This window comes from Kitasatospora sp. NPDC101447 (assembly GCF_044767225.1).
Taxonomy (GTDB): domain Bacteria; phylum Actinomycetota; class Actinomycetes; order Streptomycetales; family Streptomycetaceae; genus Kitasatospora.
Genome location: NZ_JBIWNL010000009.1, coordinates 42,784 through 60,346, shown reverse-complemented (window position 1 = coordinate 60,346; position 17,563 = coordinate 42,784). Strand labels below are relative to the sequence as shown.

Below are 17,563 nucleotides of genomic sequence, written 5' to 3'. Positions count from 1 at the left end.
GGCCGACGGACCCCACGCCGACGGACCCCACGCCGACGGCCCCGGCCGCACGAGGCAGCCGGGGCCGTCGAGGCCGTCGAGGCCATCAGAGCGGGCAGGGCACCGGAGGCTCAGCCGACCGCTTCGGCCGCCTCGGCCTCGGCCGCCGGCTCCGCAGCCGCCCCGACGGAAGCGGCCGCCCCACCGCCTCCGCGCATCAGCACCAGGGTGAGCGCCGCGGCCGCCACCACCGCGATGCCGCCCGCCGTGAAGGTGGTGGAGGTGGCGGTGTTGAACGCCTCGCGGGCGACCGCCGCCAGCCCGCCGTCCCCCGTGGAGCCCGCGACGGCCAGCGCCCCGGTGATGTCGTGGCGCGCGGCGGCGGGGGCGGCGTCGGGCATCGCGCCGGTGTAGGTGCTGGAGAGCACCGTTCCGAGGACGGCGACGCCGAGCGCGGCGCCGGACTGCTGGATGGTGTCGTTGAGTGCGGAGCCGACGCCCGCGTGCTCGCCGGGGATCGCGCTCATCAGGGCGTTGGCGGCGGCCGGCATGCCGAGGCCGGAGCCGACGCCCAGCACCAGCATCGCCAGGGCGACCTTGGTGAAGCCGTCGCCGACGGACAGGGTGGCCAGCAGGCCGAACCCGCCCGCGATGACGAGCATGCCGACGGCCGTCAGCACCCGCGCGGGGACCTTCTTGCCGAGCGCGGCGCCGATCCCGTTGAACACCAGCGAGGCGACGGCCAGCGGGATGAAGGCCAGACCGGTGTCGGTGGGCGAGAACTCCAGCACGAACTGCAGGTACTGGGTGAGCACCAGCATCAGTCCGCCGGTGGCGAAGGTCAGCAGGACGAGCGAGAGGCTGGCGCCGGTGAACACCCGGTTGCGGAACAGCTTGAGCGGGACCATCGGCGCGTCGGTGCGGACCTGTCGGACGGCGAACCCGGCCAGCGCGGCCACGGCGACGACGAGCGCGCCGAGCGTGCCCGGACTGCTGAGGCCGTCGCGGGGCAGCACGATGATCGACCAGACCAGCGCCGTCATGCCGACCATGGACAGCACCATGCCCGGCAGGTCGGGCCGGCGCCACGGCCCCTTGGACTCCGGCATCAGCAGCACCGCCGCGAGGATCGCGACGGCCGCGACCGGCACGTTGAGCAGGAAGACCGCGCCCCACCAGAAGTGCGCGATCAGCGCGCCGCCGAGCACCGGCCCGCCGACCAGGCCGACCATGGCCACCGCCGTCCAGGCCGCGATCGCCTTCGGCCGCTCGTCGTCGTCGAAGACGGTGATCAGGATGGAGAGCGTGCTCGGCATGACGAGCGCGCCGCCGACGCCCATCAGGACGCGGCCGGCGATCAGCTGGCCGGGGCTGTCGGCGACGGCCGCGACCAGGGAGGCGGCGCCGAACAGTGCCAGTCCGACGATCATCACCTTCCGCCGCCCGTAGCGGTCGGAGAGGCTGCCCGAGGTGAGCAGCAGGCCGGCGAAGACCAGGATGTACGAGTCGATGATCCACTGGATGTCCTGCGCGCCGGCCCCGAGGTCCTCCGCGATGGGCGGGATGGACACCGTGAGCACCATGTTGTCGATCACCAGCACCAGGCTGCTGAGGCAGAGCACGACCAGGATGAACCAGCGCCGCGGATTCCGTTCCACCGCGTTCCCCCTTGAAACTCTCGGACGTCTCGATCGAACAGCTCGGACTTCCCGGGCACGGCCGCGCAGACATCGGCACGCGGAAGTCGGTGCGCGCGGCGGTCGTGCGGGCGGAAGCCGTGCGGGCACACCGCCCTCCGTCCCCACGGGTACGGTGTGCGCCGCTCCGAACACTGTACGGAGACCGAACACCGTACGCAACGCCGAACACTGTACGGCGCCACTTATGCTGAACCCCACGGAGCCGGGACGGGCGACGGCGAGCGATCACGAGTGACGAGGAGGGCCCGATGGCGGCCAAGCCGGAGGACGGAACGTCGGGCATCCCGACGCTGTGGACCCGACCCCAGCGACCCCGCCGGGAGCAGCCGGCCCTCAGCCGCGAGCAGATCGTGACCGAGGCCCTCGCCCTCCTGGACAGCGACGGCATCGAGGCGCTGAGCATGCGCAAGCTCGGCGCCCGCCTCAACGCCGGCGCGACCTCGCTGTACACCCACGTCGCCAACAAGGAGGAACTGCTCGCGCTCGCCGTCGACCAGGTCTTCGCCGAGCTCCCGCTGCCGGAGACCACCGCCACCCCCGGGGACGACCCGAAGGTCTGGCGCACGGCCGTCGAGGGGTGTGCCGAGGGCGTGCGCGCGGTCATCCTGCGCCACCCCTGGATGGTCTCGGTGATCGGCGACGTCGGGATGGTCTACTTCGGCCCCAGCTGGATGCGCCTGTCCGAGGCCTTCCTGACGCTGCTGGAGACGTCCGGTCTCGACCTCGCCGACGCCAACGAGGCGATGGGTGTCGTCATCGGCTACACCATCGGCGCGGCCACCGTGGAGGCCGCCTGGCTGAGCGCGCTCGCCAAGCGCGGCCGGGAGGAGCAGGAGTGGATGGAGCAGCTCCTGCCCGCCGTCGTCGAGGCCACCAAGGAGCACCCGCGACTGCACCGGCTGTACACGACACAGGTCGACCAGGAGATCGCGGCCGGCCGGGACACCGCCTTCCTCAGCGGGGTCCGGCTGATCCTGGACGGGATCGAGGCCTCCTGGGCGGCCCGGTCCGCCGACCGCACCGGTCGGGCCTGAGGGGCAGCCGGGCTCCGACCGCGCGGCACCGGGGCGCCGATCGCCGACTCCCCCCGGATCAGCGCTCGTTGAGGGCCTGCACCTCCGCGTAGCCCGGCACCGGCCCGACCGGCTCGCCCGCGGCCACGGCAGCCGCCGTGGCCACCGCCGCCGCCAGCGCGGAGCGGTAGAGCAGCGAGCCGAGACTGACCCGGGCCACCCCGAGCGCGGCCAACTCGGCCAGGCCCGGGCCGTTCGGCGTCCAGAGGATGTTGAGCGGGGCGGCGACGGCACCGACCACCCGGGCGATCGCCACCGGTTCGGCCAGCCCGGGGACGAACACGCCGTCCGCCCCTGCCCGCCGGTACGCCTCCAGGCGCCGGAGGGTCTCCGGCTCGGGGTCGTCCTGCGCACACCAGTAGGTGTCGGTACGGGCGTTCACGAACAGCTCCGGCACCGCCGCCTTCACCGCCGCGACCTTCGCCGCGTGGACGGCGACCGGCGCCAGCGTGCCGTCCGCCCGGCCGTCCTCAAGGTTGATGCCGACCGCCCCCGCCTCCGCCAACTCGACGGCCAGCACGGCGACCTCGTCCGGGTCGTCGCTGAAGCCGGACTCCGCGTCGACGCTGAGCAGGAAACCGTCGCGCCCGAGCCGCCGCGCCAGCCGTACGGTCTCCGCGCGGGTCGCCGCCGCGCCGTCGGGCAGCCCGGCGGCGGCCGCCACACCCAGGCTGGTGGTGCCGATCGCGACGTGGCCCGCGGCGGCGAGGGCGGCGGCGGAGGCGTGGTCCCAGGCGTTCGGGAGCAGCAGGGGGCGGCCGGGGCGGTGGTGCAGGGCGGCGAAGGGGGTCATGGCGTGGTCTCCGTGGTTCATGTGTCCTCCGGTTCTCCGGGGTGCTGTGCGTACGTGCTCATCCGCGCCGGGGTGCTGCGGCGGCCCGGGGTGGTGCGGCGGCCCGGCGTGGTGCAGCCGACTCGGGGTCATACCCGCCCCACCGCCTCCGCCGTCTCCACCGCCTCCGCCACCGCCACCGCCGACCGGCCGAGGTCCCCCACCGAGTCCGCGTAGTACCCGGACCCCGCGACGTGGCAGACGATCCGCCGGAAGCTCCAGCCCGTGCCCGGCGAGTCGTCCAGGGTGGCGTCCGGCAGCGCGGCCACCCGGCGGGACCAGATCCCGGCCAGCCGGGTGAGCCGGCTGCGGGCCTCGTCCAGGTCGGCGGCGGTGAACGGAGCGAGGTCGGCCGGGGTGGTGACGCCGGAGGCGTGCCAGTGGTCGGGTTCGGTCGGCTCGCCGGCCAGCCGGGCGTCCAACTCGGCCAGGTGGTCGACGAGATGGTCGGTGACACGGCGAACCGCCTTGTGCGGCGCGTAGGTTCGGCCGTCCTCGTTCACGATCGGCTGCCCGTCCCAGGCCGTCCAGGTGGCGGCCAGGGCGAGCACCCGGTCGACCGTCTCCGGCACCAGCGCGGCGAGTTCGGCCTTGCCGAGGCCCTGCCCGGCCGCCGCTTCGGGGCTCGCGGAGTCGGCGCCCACCAGCTCCGGGTCGGCAGGATCGGAGGCCCCGAACACGATGCCCTCCGCGATGGCCAGTGCGTGCGCCCGGCCCGGGCAGATCCGGGGCGGGGCGCCGAAGGTGAGCAGCACGCCCTCCGGCGCCTGCGCCTGCGCGGCCGCGACGTCCAGCACCACGTGCGTCCCGGCCGGTACGGCGGCCCCGCCGACCTCGGTCGCCCGGGCGGCGAGGCGGCGCATCACCCGCACCGGCGGGTCCTCGCGCAGCCGTGGGTCCTCGCGCAGCGCGCCGACCGGTCCGCCCCCGTTCCGGCGGACGCGCTCGACCAGCGCGGCGGTCGCGTCGCAGGCCTGGACGAGCAGCCCGATCCGGTTGGCGGCCGTCTCCTCGTCCGCGCCGCACACGGCCTCCCCGCCGTACGCGCCCTCCCCGCCGTCCGCGCCCTCCCCGCCGTACGCACCCTCCGGACCGCACACCGCGCCCGACATCGCGGGCAGCAGCCGGCCCACCGCCGCGTCCGCCTCCGGATCGTCCGGCGTGTCGGCGAAGTACGACCGGGCGACCGTCACGACGTCCCGCGCCACGGCCTCCGGATCGGCCAGACCGAGCGCCGCCGCCAGCACCCGGACCACCCGCAGCCGTACGTCCGGTTCGAAACCACCCGCGGCGGCCACCCGCAGCGCGGCCGGGTCCAGCCGCTCCAGGTCGGCGAGCACCAGCGCCCGACGCCGGGCGTGCGGTTCGCCCGAGCTGAACCGGGCGACGGCGGCCCGCAGCCGGGCCACCCCGGCGGGCCCGCCCGGGGCGACGGGCGCCGCGGGCAGCGGGACCAGCGCCGGGTCGGCCAGGGCCGCCGTGACGTCGTCGTAGCGGGAGAAGGTCATGGTTGCGGAGCCGGAGATCACCGTCGGTTCGCTCATGCCGTCATCGTGACCCCGGCTCGTTTCGGCCCCCGCCGAACTGTGCCGGAGCGACCATGGAGGCATGCCCGCGCAACCGCACCCCGCCCCTCCGCCGACCAGCCGCGCGACCCGGCGCTCCGACCACGGCGGCGCGGCGCTCGCCGCCCTCGCCGCCCTGCTCGCCGACCCCACTCGCGCCGCCTTCTGCTCCGCCCTGCTCGACGGCCGCGCCTGGACGGCCGGCGAGCTGGCCCGACACGCGCGCGTCGCGCCGTCCACGACCAGCGAGCACCTGTCGCGGCTGATCGCCGGCGGGCTGCTGGCCGAGGAGCGGCAGGGCCGGCACCGTTACGTCCGGCTGGCCACGCCCGCCGTGGCGACGCTGTTGGAGGACCTGACCTCCTTCGCCGAATCCGGCGGCCGCGACACCTCGGCACCCCGCAGCCTGGGCGAGGCCACCCGGCTGAGCGCCGAGGCCCGCGCCCGGACCTGCTACGACCACCTGGCCGGCCGCCTCGGCGTGGCCGTCGCCGACGCGTTGCTCGCGCGCGGCCTGGTCGCCGACGAGGCCGGGCTGGCCGTCACCGAGCGCGGCCGGGACTGGCTGGCCGCGCAGGCGATCGAGCTGCCGGCGCGCGCGGGCCGCCGGGGCGGCCGCCCGGTGGTGCGCAGCTGCCTCGACTGGACGGAGCGCCGCAGCCACCTCGGCGGGGCGCTGGGCGCGGCCCTCTGCCGGACCGCCCTGGACCGCGCCTGGGTCGAGCGGATCGGCTCCGGCCGGGCCCTGCGGGTCACTCCGGACGGCGGCCGGGCGCTGCGTGAACTGCTCGGCGTCGACGTCCCCTGAGCCGACGCACTACTCCGGCCGCTGTGAACACCCCGCCGTTCGGCGCTTCTCGATCGCCCCTCTCCTGCGGCAGCACGGCGGCGCTCTCAGCGCCCTCAGCACCCTCAGCGCCCTCAGGCCTCACCCCATCGACTTCGCCCCGTCCAGCGACTCCCGGATGATGTCGGCGTGCCCGGCGTGCTGCGCGGTCTCGGCGACCATGTGCAGCAGCACCCGCCGGAGCGACCAGGTCGCTCCCGGCTCGAACCACGGAGCCGGCGGCAGCGGGTGGGCGAGGTCGAGGTTTGGCGCGGTGCGGACCAGCTCGTCCGTCCCGCGCGCCACCCGCTCGTACTCGGCGAGCAGTCCGGCCAGCGTCTCGCCCTCCGCCATCCGGAACTGGTCCGCCCACGCCTCGGCACCGCCGGCCCGGCCCGGGTCCTCGCCCCCGGCCCGCATCGCCTCCGCGCCGCCGGTCATGAACCGCGCCCAGCGCGCCTCGACCGCCGCCACGTGCTTGATCAGACCGCCCAGGCAGAGTTCGCTGGCCGTGGTGCGCTCGGCCGCCTGCGCGTCGGTGAGGTCGCGGACGGTGCGGCGCAGCAGCTCGCGGTGCTTGTCGAGCGTCTCGACGAAGTCCTCGCGCTCGCTCATCCCACGCACCCCGGCGAGCGTTCCCCCGGTCGGCCCGCCGCCATCAGACGTCCACCGTGTTCGGCTGCTCGCCGCTCGTCCGCCCGAGGTCGATCAGCCCGAACGCCGCACCCTGCGGGTCGCCGACCGCCGCGAACCGGCCGAACGGGCTGTCCATCGGCCCGAAGTACACCTTGCCGCCGCGCGCCGTCAGCCGCTCGATCGCGGCGTCGGTGTCGTCCACGGCGAAGTAGACGCTGACGTACGAGGGCGCCTCGGGCGGCAGGAAGTCGCCCTCCGCGCCCATCCGGCCGAGCACCGGCCGGCCGCCGACCTGGAACATCCGGTAGTCGAACTCCTCGGAGTCCATCTTCTTCACGCCGTACGGGAAGACCGCCGGGAAGAAGGCGTCCGCCTTCGCGGGCTCGCGGGTCACCAGTTCGGCCCAGCTGTACGCCCCGGGCTCGCCCTGCTTCTCGAAACCCTCGTGGCGCCCGGCCTGCCACACGCCGAACACGACGCCGCCCGGGTCCTTGGCGATCACCATGGTGCCGAAGTCGCCGATCTGCATCGGGCCCATGACGACCTCACCGCCGTTGGCGCGGATCCGCGCGGCGGTTGCTCCGGCGTCCGGCGAGGCGAGGTACAGGCACCAGGCGGACTGGGCCTCCTGGCCGGGCATCGGCGGGACGACCGCGGCGACCGCCTTGCCGTCCGAGTACGCCTGCGTGTAGTTGCCGAACTCCGACGAGCTCTCGCCGAAGGTCCAGCCCAGCACGTCGCCGTAGAAGGCCTTCGCGCCCTCCAGGTCGGTGAACATCGCGTCGGCCCAACAGGGTGTGCCCTCAGGTAGCGCAGCCATATCTCTGCCTTCGTGTGCGGCGAAGAGCGCACGCCGGAAGACGCACGCCGGCCCCCGACTCGCCAGCCTAGCCACGACGCGGCGCACCCGCGCGGGATGGCCCCGCGCGGGTGCAGCCGGATGCCCGCCTGCCGCTACGACCCGCTCAGTGCCCCGGCTCCGCCCCGGTCGGCGACAACCGCAGCGACGCCGTGCCCAGGCCGGTCGGTCCGAGCGGCACCACGCCCGCCGCCCCGGCCGAGCCCGCCGCGGCGGTCGTCTCCGCAGCCCCCGCCGCCACCCGCCGGGCCTCCGTCGCCGCCACCAGGTCCCGGTCGGCGCCGAAGTGCCGCCGCAGGTCCTCCTCGCCGTAACGACGGCACTCCCGGTGCCAGTTCAGGACGCCCGCGAGCCAGTCCTCCAGCTCCTTCACGTACCCGTCGAGCAGCTTCCGCGCCTCGCCGTCCAGCCCGAAGTCCTCGTACATGACCGGGAGTTCCTTCTGCGCGACGTGCTCGAACTGCCCCAGCCGCGAGTGCATCAGGTCGTCGACGATCCGGACCGCCGACGGGTAGTCGCAGTCGAAGAAGTTCTGCACCACCAGGACGAGGTTGTGCAGGTCGCCCTCGTACTCGATCTCCTTCCGGTACGAGAAGAGGTCGTTCACCATGGCCCCGACGTCCATGGCCGAGTTCTCCAGCGCGCGCATCGAGCCGTGCCGGTGGACGTCGGACGGGATCGCCTGCCCGTGGCCGAGGCGGCTGAGGCTGGTGGTGAGGTCGGAGCCGAAGGTGGCGCGCCGCATCTCCAGGTAGTCCACCGGGTCCGGGATCCGGTTCTGGATGCGGTTGCCGAGCTCCCAGACCCAACTCTCCGTCATGGACTCGACGGCCGCACGGAACCGGGTCCTCGCCTCGACGGTCATCGGCCCGGCGGTGCGCTCCCAGAGGTCGGCGAGACCGCGCTCCAGGGCATTGGCGGGCTCGGGCGCGGGGGTGCCGTCCACCGGCATGAGGAGTGCCAGCCGCTCGTTGGCGCGCTTGGCGCCGGCCAGGTCGCGGGTGGGGCCGAAGACCGCCGGGTAGTAGTCGTCCGCCCAGGTGCCCCAGGCCAACCAGGCGGAGCTGAGGTCGAGTTGTTCGACCCCGGCGTCGGGGTGGATGCCGGCCGCGCAGAGCGCGAGGTCGTGGTCGCGCATCGACGCGGCGTCCCAGATGCCGGATCCGGGGATCGCCGGGTCCGCCGCCAGCAGGCCGATCCGCTCGGCCCACTCGACCACGCGCTCCCGGGCACCGTCCAGGTGCGGGCTCAGCGAGAGGGCGTACGGCAGCCTGAACTCCGGCAGCACGGAGGGGCCGACGGCCTGGAACGGCACGTACCCGAGCGAACGTGCCCGCCGCTCGGCCGGGCGGGCCCCGCCCTTCACCGCACCCTTCACCGCCCCGTCCGCCGCAGCGGCGGTCGCCGCACCGCCGTCCGCCGCACCGGCGGTCGCCGCACCGCCGTCCGCTCCCGCCGTCGCACCGCTCCGCAGGATGTCCAGCGCCGAGGTGCCGATCCCGCCGATCGCGTACTGGTCCCACCAGTTCCCCGAACCGGGCAGCCCCGGCAGCCCCGGCAGCGCTCCGCCCGACCCGGGCGCCACCTCGCCGGCCGAACCCGCCGACGCCCCACCGCCGTTCATGTACCGGCTGGAGCGCATGTGCCACTCGTGCCCGCCGGCCTGCCAGTCCTGCAGGCCCTTGACGTACGCCATGACCTTCGCGACGCTCTCCGGGTCGAGCCCGGTCTCCGCGAACAGCACCGGAAGTTCGGTGAACACGGTGTTCTCGAACTGCTGGAGCCGCGAGGTGAGCAGGTCGTTGACCGCCTCGGCGGCCTCCTGGGTGGTGCACTCCAGGAACCGCTCCAGCACCAGGATGCCGTTGCTCAGCTCGCCCTCGTCCTCCACCTCCCGCTGGTACGAGAAGATGTCGTTGCGCAGGTGCACGCCGTCGGAGAAGGCGTCCATCAGCACCCGCAGCGCACGCGAGCCCGACACCTCCTTCGGCACCTCGGCACCGGCGGCGTACTCGACCAGCTGCGCGGACCACGGCGCACCGCCGACCTTGCGGCGCATCTCGATGTACTCGACGGGGTTGGCCACCCGGCCCGCGTCGATGTTGGCGAGCTCCCAGAGCGACTCGTCGAGCAGGTTGCGGGTGCTCCGGGCGAACCGGATCCGCCAGTCCTCGCCCATCGCCGGCACGGTGCGCCGCCAGAGGTCCGCCAGGCCCGCCTCGACCGGGTTCTGCGGCTCCGGCATCTCGGCGGCCGGGTCGGCCGGCATGAACAGCGGCAGCCGGTCCAGGTGCGCCTTGCCCGCCTCGCGGTCGTTGGTGCGCTTGAACATGTCGAGGAAGTGGTCGTCGAAGAAGAAGACCCAGACGTACCAGTCGGTGACCAGCGACAGCGCCTCGGCGGAGGCGTCGGGGTGGGTGTAGGCGCAGAGCAACCCGTAGTCGTGGGCCTCCAGATCGGCCTGTTCCCAGATGCCGGAACCCTCCAACATGCCCATCTCCCGGGCCCAGCCGGTGGAATGGGCCCGTGCGTCGTCCAGGTGGGGGTTGAGGCGTGCCGGGTGCGGCACGTAGAAGGACGGCAGTTCGAACGGCTGGGTCACGGCGGGCGAGCCTTTCTGGACGCGTCGATTGGACCAAGAATGACCCGCGACCGGGACGCCGCACCGGCACAACAGGAACAGTCATATGAGATGACCAAGTCACTCGAACCCCAGCGCGACCCGCCACCCGAGCAACGGCCCGGCCCTGGATCGTACGTACGGCCCCGCCCCACGACTCCACCCGATCCCACCGGAACCACCCGCCCGGCCGAGCGCACCCCCACCCACCCGCGCCCCCTGCTCCCCACCCGCACCACCCGCCCCAACTCCACGGGGACGGACCGCGATCGGCCCGCCCCCGTGGCGCCGCCCCCTCGTTCAGGCCGCCAGCCCCAGGGCCAGCGACGCGGCCGCCGGGGCGAGGTAGACGAGCGGGAAGGGGATGTGGGCGTAAGCGCGGGCGCGGGCGACGGTGAGGACGGCGCCGAGGAAGTAGAGGATCACGCCCACGGCGGCCGCGTAGCCGATGACCGGGACGGCGAGGCCGACCAGGAGGCCGAGGGCACCGGCCGCCTTGGCCACGCCGAGCCAGGTCCACCAGGCGCGCGGGACGCCGTAGTCGACGAGCGGCTTGACGACGTACTCGGCGCCGGCGAAGACCGAGTAGGCCGAGAAGCCGACCATGAGGGCGCCGAGGACGGTGACGACGGTGTAGGCGACGGACATTGAAGTGCTCCCCACTCGATGGCTGTTCGGTTCGACACCCCTCTGACCCGACGCCCCCGACGGATGTGACAGACGCGGGCAAAAAATATTCCGCGCCACGCCCCGAAGACCCCCAACAACCGCTCCGCCAACGAACAAAGCAGGCATGCCAAGGCCTGGAACACCAAGACTTCCCACGATACGGGCGTGTTGACCGCCTCCGCCCCCCGCACGTCCACCAGACTGGGCGCCGACCCGACGTCAACTCCGAGGAGGGCAAGCCCATGAACGTCACCGTTCGGCTCGCACAGCAGCCCGAGGCCGACGAACTGCTCGGACGGAGTGCGCTCGCCGCGCTCGTCGGCATGCTGCTGGACCAGCAGGTGCCGATGGAGTGGGCGTTCACCGGCCCGCTGACCATCGCCCAGCGCCTCGGCCGGGACGACCTGGACGCCCACGAGATCGCCACCTACAACCCGGAGGAGTTCGTCGCGCTCCTCTCCGCGAAACCCGCCGTCCACCGCTATCCCGCCGCGATGGCCAAACGCGTCCAACAGCTCTGCCAGTTCCTCGTCGCGCAGTACGACGGCGACGCCGCCGCGCTGTGGAAGAACGTCCGCACCGGGAAGGAGCTGCTCAGCCGCCTCAACGCGCTGCCCGGCTTCGGCAAGCAGAAGTCCCAGATCTTCCTCGCCCTGCTCGGCAAGCAGTACGGCGTACGGCCCGAGGGCTGGCGCGAGGCGGCCGGCGCGTACGGCGAGGAGGGCGCGCACCGTTCGGTCGCCGACATCACCGGCCCCGATTCGCTCGTCCTGGTGCGGGAGTTCAAGCAGGAGGTGAAGCGCGCCGCGAAGGAGGCCAAGGCGGCGGCCAAGCCGCGCACCACCACCCGTTCGACGGCCGCGCCCACGCCGACCGGCGCGCGCTGAAACCGGCGGCCCCGACACGACCGCAGCCGCCGCACCGGCCCGCCGGACCCACGCCGGGCCGCCGGACCTCCGGACCGCCGGGCCGGCGCCCGATCACCGTCCCCCGCAGGGCAGCCCGCCGGGACCGGCTCCCGGCCCGCCCCTCCGACGTCCGCCCCCGGGACGGCAGCGGCTACCGGCCGGTCGCCGACCGCCGGTAGGCGTACCGGCCGCGGATCCGTCGGACGAAGTACCGCCCGTGGCTCTCCGCGGCCAACAGCTCCCGGTGCACCCGGGCCGGTACGCCCGCGTACTCGTACACCGGACCGCCGGTGAACTCCAGCTCCAGCAGCCGCGCCGCCGGGTCGTACCCGACCGAGCGCAGCACCGAGGAGTCCACCGCCGTACGGTCCATGGCCCTCCCAGTGTGCGACGAGGGCCCCGGTCGCGCAGTGCGACCGAGGCCCTCGCTCCGGGTGCGTTCCGTCCGTCGGGTCGGCGGCGGATCAGCCGGCCGGTCCTCAGACCAGGACGGACTCCCGCTCCTCCACCGCGCCCGCGGCGCCGGCGTCGAGCGCCTTGCGCCGCCGCGGCAGCGCGAACATGAGCAGGAACACCGCCGCCAGCACGCCCGCGACCCACCACAGCGCGTGCACGAAGGCCCCGCCGAACGCCGTCCCGACCGCCTCCGGCGCGACCACGTCGTCCATCGCCCCGAAGAACGCCACCGAGACCAGTCCGAGCCCGAGCGCGTTGCCCACCTGCTGCACGGTGTTGATCAGCCCGGAGGCCGAGCCGGCGTGCTCGCGCGGCACCTCCGCCAGCACCGCGTCGGTGATCGGCGCGACGATCAGCCCCATGCCGAGGCCCATCACCACCAGCGGCAGTGCCATCTGCCAGGGCGAGATCGCCGTGCCGTACCGGTCCGCCTCCCAGATGTAGGTGAGCACGCCCGCCGCCATCACCAGCGCGCCCGCCTGCAGGACCTTCCGCCCGAACCGCGGCACCAGCTTCTGCACCGACAGCCCGGCCGCGGTGGAGACCGCGAGCGAGAACGGGATGCCGGTCGCACCGGCCTTGAGCGGGCTCCAGCCCAGGCCGACCTGCATGTAGAGCGTCCAGACCAGGAAGAAGATGCCGAGTGCCACGCCGAAGGCCAGTTGCACGCAGATCCCGGCGGCGAAGGACTTCACCCGGAACAGCGCCAGCTCGACCAGCGGCGAGCCGTCCCGCCGCGTCTTGACCTTCTCGTACGCCACGAACAGCGCGAACACCGGCAGGCTGCCGGCCATCGACAGGTACCCCCAGAGCGGCCAGCCGGCCTCCCGCCCGTGCGTCAGCGGGTAGATCAGCATCAGCAGGCCGAGGCTGGCCAGCAGCACGCCCACCAGGTCGAGCTTCAGCGCCTGGTCGGCCTTCGACTCGTCGATGAAGCGGCGGCCGAGCAGCAGACCGGCGATGCCGACCGGCAGGTTGATCAGGAAGATCGGCCGCCAGGCCAGGCCGAACAGGTCCCACTCAGTCAGCAACGCACCGATCATCGGACCGGAGACGGCGCCCAGTCCGACCACCGCGCCGAACATGCCGAACACCTTGCCGCGCTCCTCCGCCGGGAAGGTCGCATGGATGATCGACAGCACCTGCGGCACCATCAGGGCCGCCGTCCCGCCCTGCAGCAGCCGGGTCGCGACCAGCATCTCCGGCCCGGAGGCCAGCCCGCACAGCGCGGACGCCACGGTGAAGCCGCCGATCCCGATCAGGAACAGCCGCTTGCGGCCGTGGATGTCGCCCAGCCGCCCGCCGGTGATCAGCCCGATCGCGAAGGCCAGCGCGTACCCGCCGGTGACCCACTGCACGGCGCTGAAGGAGGCGCCGGTGTCCGCCTGGATGCTGGGGATGGCGATGTTGACGATGGTGACGTCCACCAGGTCCATGAAGGAGGCCACCATCACGATCGCCAGGGCGATCCACCTCCGCCGATCGGCTCCCGCCGCGCTCATTCCGTACTCCTCGACTCGACTTCTCGCTCTGACCGCTTCTTCTCGACGTCCACGACGGTAGCGGCCATGTAGGTCAGGAGCTGTCCCAGTTCATCCGGCATGCTGGACGGCATGACCGACACCCCGGCCCGGCTGCTGAACCTGCTGTCGCTGCTGCAGACCCCGCGCGAGTGGCCCGGCAGCGAACTCGCCGAGCGGCTCGGCGTCAGCCCCCGGACGATCCGGCGCGACATCGACCGGCTGCGCGACCTCGGCTACCCGGTGCAGGCCACCATGGGCGCGGTCGGCGGCTACCGGCTGGTCGCGGGCACGGCGATGCCGCCGCTGCTGCTGGACGACGAGGAGGCGGTGGCCATCGCGGTCGGGCTGCGGGCGGGCGCCGGGCACGCCGTGGTCGGCATCGAGGAGGCCTCGGTCCGGGCCCTCGGCAAACTGCTCCAGGTGCTGCCGGGCCGGCTGCGGCACCGGGTCGGCACGCTCAACAACGCCACCGTCCCGCTGCTCACCGGGGACGGCCCGACCGTCGACCCGGACGACCTCACCCTGATCGCCGGCGCCGTCACCAACCACGAACGCCTGCGCTTCGCCTACCGCGCCTACGACGGCACCGGCACCAGGCGGCTGGTCGAGCCCGAGCGGCTGGTCTCGGTCGGCCGCCGCTGGTACCTGGTCGGCTACGACCTGGACCGCGAGGACTGGCGGCTGTTCCGGGTCGACCGGCTGAGCGAGCCCTTCGCCACCGGCGCGCGCTTCACCCCGCGCCCGCTCCCCGCCGAGGACGCCGCCGCGTACGTGGCGGGCAAGCTGCGCCCCGCGTCACCGAGCGGCACCGTGGTCGCCACCGTGCACGCGCCGGCCGCGCTGGTCCGGCAGCGCTTCAGGCCGGGCGACTCCGAGATCGAGCCGGTCGACGAGCACAGCTGCCGGCTGCGGTCCCGCTCCGACTCCCTGGAGTGGACGGCGGTGCGGCTGCTGTCGCTGGACCGCGCCTTCGAGGTGCACGAGCCGCCGGAGCTGCGCGAGCACCTGCGCAGGCTGGCGGCCCGCGCCGCCCACGCGGCCGGGGAGGAGACCCAGGAGGGGAGGTAGGGGGAGGGGGGCTCAGACCCCGACCCGGTACCAGCCGTTGCCGCTGCGGAACCAGCGGCCAGCAGCCCGGGGATCGCCATCGGGTGGTCGCCGTAGATGCCCTCGTCCCCGTACGCCATCCAGATCCGGCCGTCCCGGTCGGTGACCAGCACCGCGGGCCAGGCGCCGGGCGGTGCCGCGTGGGGCTCCGGCACCACGAGGACGGCCAGTTCGCCGTCCGGTCCGACCGTCCAGGTCAGGGGCCTGCGCCCGGCCCGCCGCTCCTCCTCGGGCAGCCGCCGGACCTCGACCGGACGATCGGGTGTCGACGCCGGGCCTCAGACCCCGTACTCGCCGGTCAGCAGCGCCCGGCCGAGGGTGTGGAAGGTGATGTGGAAGCCGATCTGGGCGGCCGGGGTGTCGGCGGAGACGTCCAGCTTCTCCACGTCCAGGGCGTGCACGGCGAAGACGTAGCGGTGCGGGGCACCGGGCGGCGGGGCCGCACCGTCGTACTTGTTGCCCGGGAAGTCGTTGCGGCCGTGGAAGGAGGCCGCGCCCGGCAGGCTGTCGTCCGAGGCTCCGGCGCCGCGCGGCAGCCCGGCGGTGTCGGCGGGCAGGTTGAGGGCGAGCCAGTGCCACCAACCGGAGCCGGTCGGCGCGTCCGGGTCGTAGCAGGTCACGGCGATGCTCCGGGTGCCCTCCGGCAGGCCCGACCAGGCCAGCTGCGGCGAGAGGTTGCCCCCGGCATGGATGAACTCCCGGGCCAGCGTGCCGCCTTCGGTGACGTCCTGACTGCTCAGCTCGAAGGACGGCACCTGCGGCAGGAACTCGTAGGGCAGCGGTGGACGCTTGCTCATGGGTGGTCACCTCTCGCAGTCGGAATGACACCGGTCACTGTAATGGGGTGCACGTCCGATCCGTCCGCCCGTACAGTCGGGTCATGGCCACCCGGATGACCCGTCTGCTCTCCGACTCCCGCACCGCGCTGTTCACGATGCTCGGCATCCAGGCCGTCATCTGGTCGGTGCAGGTGCTGAACTGGCTGGACGACTACGGGCTGTCGCGGGAGTTCGGCCTGCGCTCGGAGCAGCTCGGCGACCTGCCCGAGATGTTCACCTCGCCCTTCCTGCACTTCAGTTGGGAGCACATCGAGGCGAACTCCTGGCCGCTGTTCGTGCTCGGCTTCCTGGCCGCCGTCCGCGGCATGCAGAAGTTCCTGCTGGCCAGCCTGGTGATCATGGTGTCCGGCGGGCTGACGGTCTGGCTGCTGGAGAGCTCGAACACCGTGACGGCCGGCGCGAGCGGCATGGTCTACGGCTACCTCGGCTACGTGGTGCTGCGCGGGCTCCTCGACCGCAAGGTGCTGGACGCGGTCGTCGGCGTCGTGGTCGCGGTGCTCTACTCCTCCCTGCTGATCGGCGTGCTGCCGGTCGCACAGGGCGTCAGCTGGCTGGGCCACCTGGGCGGGCTGATCGGCGGGCTGGCCGCCGCCGTCCTGCTCCGCAACCGGACCCCCGGGCCCGTCGCCCCGGCTCCGGCTTCGGCTTCGGCTTCAGCTCCGAACAGCCCCGGCACCGCCCTGCTCAAGCAGCTGGACGACCTGGGCATCTGAGCCACCCGGCCGACCCTGCCAGGTATAGACCAATCCCACCCCTGCGGCTAGCGTGAACGGCGCACCTGCCCCCAGCCCCGGAGCCGCACCGTGGAGTCGTCCGTCCTCGCCTTCGCCACCGACCTGCTCGACGAGGGCCCCGACGCCTTCTTCGGCAACCTCACCGACCGCGCCGGGGTCGGCGGCGTCACCCTCGCCTCGGTCTACCACGCGGCCCGTGACGTCTTCCCGCACAACCCCCGCCGGGTGATCCGCTACCTGGAGCCGGGCGCGGCGTACTTCCGCCCCGACCCGGCCGCCTGGCGGGGCCGCCGACTGGCACCCACCCCGTCCACCGCCATCGGCGAGCGCGACCCCTTCGCCGAGGCCGCCGCGCAGGCCCACCGCCGCGGCCTGAAGCTGCACGCCTGGACGGTCTTCTGCCACAACGACCGGCTCGGCTTCGCCCACCCCGACTGCGCCCCGGCCAACGCCTTCGGCGACCGCCTGCTCACCGAGCTCTGCCCGGCGAACCCGGAGGTCCGCGAGTACGCGCTGACCCTGGTCGCCGAGCAGGCCCGGTACGGCGTGGACGCGATCCGGGCCGAGTCGCTGCACTTCCACGGGCTGCGCCACGGCTACCACCACGAGCGCTACTTCGAGGAACTGGGCCCCGTCGCCGAGGCCCTGCTCGGGGTCTGCTTCTGCCCGCACTGCCGCGCCGCCGCCACGGCCGCCGGCGTCCCGGCCGAGGAGGCGGCCGAGGCGGTCCGCACCGAGCTGCGCCGCCGGCTGGCCGACGACTCCGCCGCCGCCGAGCCCGCCGACCTGAGCGCCCTCGCCGACGGCGCCTTCGCCGCGTACGTGGACGCCTCCGCCGCCACCGTCACCTCGCTCGCCGCCGACCTGTCCGAGCAGGCCCGCCGCCACGGCATGCGGCTGAGCTTCATGGACGGCGGCGGCCCCGGCAAGGGCTGGCTCGCCGGGATCGACCTGCCCGCCCTCGCCCGGGCCGCCGACCGGATCGAGACGCTCGGCTACGCCACGACGCCGGAGGCCGTCCGGGAGAAGGTCGCCGCCTTCGCCCTGCACGGCGTCCGCCCGCAGGACCTGGCGGTGATCCTGCGCCCGATGTCCTCCGACTGCGACGGCGCGGAGAACCTCGCCGCCAAGGTCTCCCTGCTGCGCGGACTCGGTGTCCCCGAGATCGGGTTCTACCACTACGGCCTGATGCGCCTGTCCTCCCTCGACCGGATCGGCGCCGCCCTCCGCGGCTGAG

The 17,563-nt window shown here is 74.0% G+C and carries 16 protein-coding genes; 6 read left to right on the top strand and 10 right to left on the bottom strand.

Features of this window, described 5'->3' with window-relative positions; translation table 11 throughout:
• Window positions 1-110: 110 nt before the first annotated feature.
• Window positions 111-1,637 carry an MFS transporter gene (locus tag ACIRST_RS15825; protein WP_402802793.1) on the bottom strand — a complete coding sequence of 509 codons (1,527 nt, stop codon included), beginning with the start codon at window positions 1,635-1,637 and terminating at the stop codon, window positions 111-113.
• Window positions 1,638-1,927: 290 nt separating this feature from the next.
• On the opposite strand from ACIRST_RS15825, the gene ACIRST_RS15820 reads away from it, so the two are divergent.
• Entirely contained in the window at window positions 1,928-2,713 is a 786-nt protein-coding gene (locus ACIRST_RS15820) for a TetR/AcrR family transcriptional regulator (RefSeq protein WP_402802792.1), read from the top strand.
• Between the two features lie 58 nt (window positions 2,714-2,771).
• On the opposite strand, the gene ACIRST_RS15815 is transcribed toward ACIRST_RS15820, so the two are convergent.
• Entirely contained in the window at window positions 2,772-3,566 is a 795-nt protein-coding gene (locus ACIRST_RS15815; protein ID WP_350519742.1) for an isocitrate lyase/phosphoenolpyruvate mutase family protein, read from the bottom strand.
• A gap of 107 nt (window positions 3,567-3,673) precedes the next feature.
• Complete coding sequence (locus tag ACIRST_RS15810; protein WP_402802791.1) at window positions 3,674-5,128, bottom strand: hypothetical protein; 1,455 nt, start codon at window positions 5,126-5,128, stop codon at window positions 3,674-3,676.
• 64 nt (window positions 5,129-5,192) lie between these two features.
• Here ACIRST_RS15810 and ACIRST_RS15805 point away from each other — a divergent pair, with 64 nt between their 5' ends.
• On the top strand, window positions 5,193-5,957 hold the full coding sequence (locus ACIRST_RS15805; RefSeq protein ID WP_350519740.1) for a winged helix-turn-helix domain-containing protein: 765 nt from the start codon (window positions 5,193-5,195) through the stop codon (window positions 5,955-5,957).
• 120 nt (window positions 5,958-6,077) lie between these two features.
• Here the strand turns inward: ACIRST_RS15805 and ACIRST_RS15800 are convergent, their stop codons facing one another.
• From ACIRST_RS15800 to ACIRST_RS15785, 4 genes are all read right to left on the bottom strand, one after another.
• Window positions 6,078-6,590 carry a DinB family protein gene (locus tag ACIRST_RS15800; protein ID WP_402802790.1) on the bottom strand — a complete coding sequence of 171 codons (513 nt, stop codon included), beginning with the start codon at window positions 6,588-6,590 and terminating at the stop codon, window positions 6,078-6,080.
• 43 nt (window positions 6,591-6,633) lie between these two features.
• Entirely contained in the window at window positions 6,634-7,431 is a 798-nt protein-coding gene (locus ACIRST_RS15795) for a VOC family protein (RefSeq protein ID WP_396545162.1), read from the bottom strand.
• A 145-nt stretch (window positions 7,432-7,576) separates the two neighbouring features.
• The gene (locus tag ACIRST_RS15790; RefSeq protein WP_402802789.1) at window positions 7,577-10,072 is read right to left on the bottom strand and encodes a germacradienol/geosmin synthase; all 2,496 of its coding nucleotides are present in this window, start codon (window positions 10,070-10,072) and stop codon (window positions 7,577-7,579) included.
• 318 nt (window positions 10,073-10,390) lie between these two features.
• Window positions 10,391-10,738, bottom strand: coding sequence for a DoxX family protein (locus ACIRST_RS15785; protein WP_402802788.1), 348 nt, complete (start codon window positions 10,736-10,738; stop codon window positions 10,391-10,393).
• A 263-nt stretch (window positions 10,739-11,001) separates the two neighbouring features.
• Here ACIRST_RS15785 and ACIRST_RS15780 point away from each other — a divergent pair, with 263 nt between their 5' ends.
• Window positions 11,002-11,646 (top strand): HhH-GPD-type base excision DNA repair protein, encoded by a 645-nt coding sequence (locus ACIRST_RS15780; protein ID WP_350519735.1) that lies wholly within the window; start codon window positions 11,002-11,004, stop codon window positions 11,644-11,646.
• A 172-nt stretch (window positions 11,647-11,818) separates the two neighbouring features.
• Here ACIRST_RS15780 and ACIRST_RS15775 read toward each other — a convergent pair whose 3' ends face one another.
• Window positions 11,819-12,040 carry a KTSC domain-containing protein gene (locus tag ACIRST_RS15775; RefSeq protein ID WP_402802787.1) on the bottom strand — a complete coding sequence of 74 codons (222 nt, stop codon included), beginning with the start codon at window positions 12,038-12,040 and terminating at the stop codon, window positions 11,819-11,821.
• A 106-nt stretch (window positions 12,041-12,146) separates the two neighbouring features.
• The gene (locus ACIRST_RS15770) at window positions 12,147-13,625 is read right to left on the bottom strand and encodes an MFS transporter (RefSeq protein WP_350519733.1); all 1,479 of its coding nucleotides are present in this window, start codon (window positions 13,623-13,625) and stop codon (window positions 12,147-12,149) included.
• A gap of 111 nt (window positions 13,626-13,736) precedes the next feature.
• Between ACIRST_RS15770 and ACIRST_RS15765 the strand changes: the two genes are divergently transcribed.
• The gene (locus tag ACIRST_RS15765) at window positions 13,737-14,714 is read left to right on the top strand and encodes a YafY family protein (RefSeq protein ID WP_350519732.1); all 978 of its coding nucleotides are present in this window, start codon (window positions 13,737-13,739) and stop codon (window positions 14,712-14,714) included.
• Window positions 14,715-15,031: 317 nt separating this feature from the next.
• Here ACIRST_RS15765 and ACIRST_RS15760 read toward each other — a convergent pair whose 3' ends face one another.
• The gene (locus ACIRST_RS15760; protein ID WP_402802785.1) at window positions 15,032-15,550 is read right to left on the bottom strand and encodes a YbhB/YbcL family Raf kinase inhibitor-like protein; all 519 of its coding nucleotides are present in this window, start codon (window positions 15,548-15,550) and stop codon (window positions 15,032-15,034) included.
• A gap of 83 nt (window positions 15,551-15,633) precedes the next feature.
• Here ACIRST_RS15760 and ACIRST_RS15755 point away from each other — a divergent pair, with 83 nt between their 5' ends.
• Together ACIRST_RS15755 and ACIRST_RS15750 are read left to right on the top strand one after the other, a co-directional pair.
• Window positions 15,634-16,305 carry a rhomboid family intramembrane serine protease gene (locus ACIRST_RS15755; RefSeq protein ID WP_402802783.1) on the top strand — a complete coding sequence of 224 codons (672 nt, stop codon included), beginning with the start codon at window positions 15,634-15,636 and terminating at the stop codon, window positions 16,303-16,305.
• A 90-nt stretch (window positions 16,306-16,395) separates the two neighbouring features.
• The gene (locus ACIRST_RS15750; protein WP_402802781.1) at window positions 16,396-17,562 is read left to right on the top strand and encodes a hypothetical protein; all 1,167 of its coding nucleotides are present in this window, start codon (window positions 16,396-16,398) and stop codon (window positions 17,560-17,562) included.
• Window position 17,563: the final 1 nt, after the last annotated feature.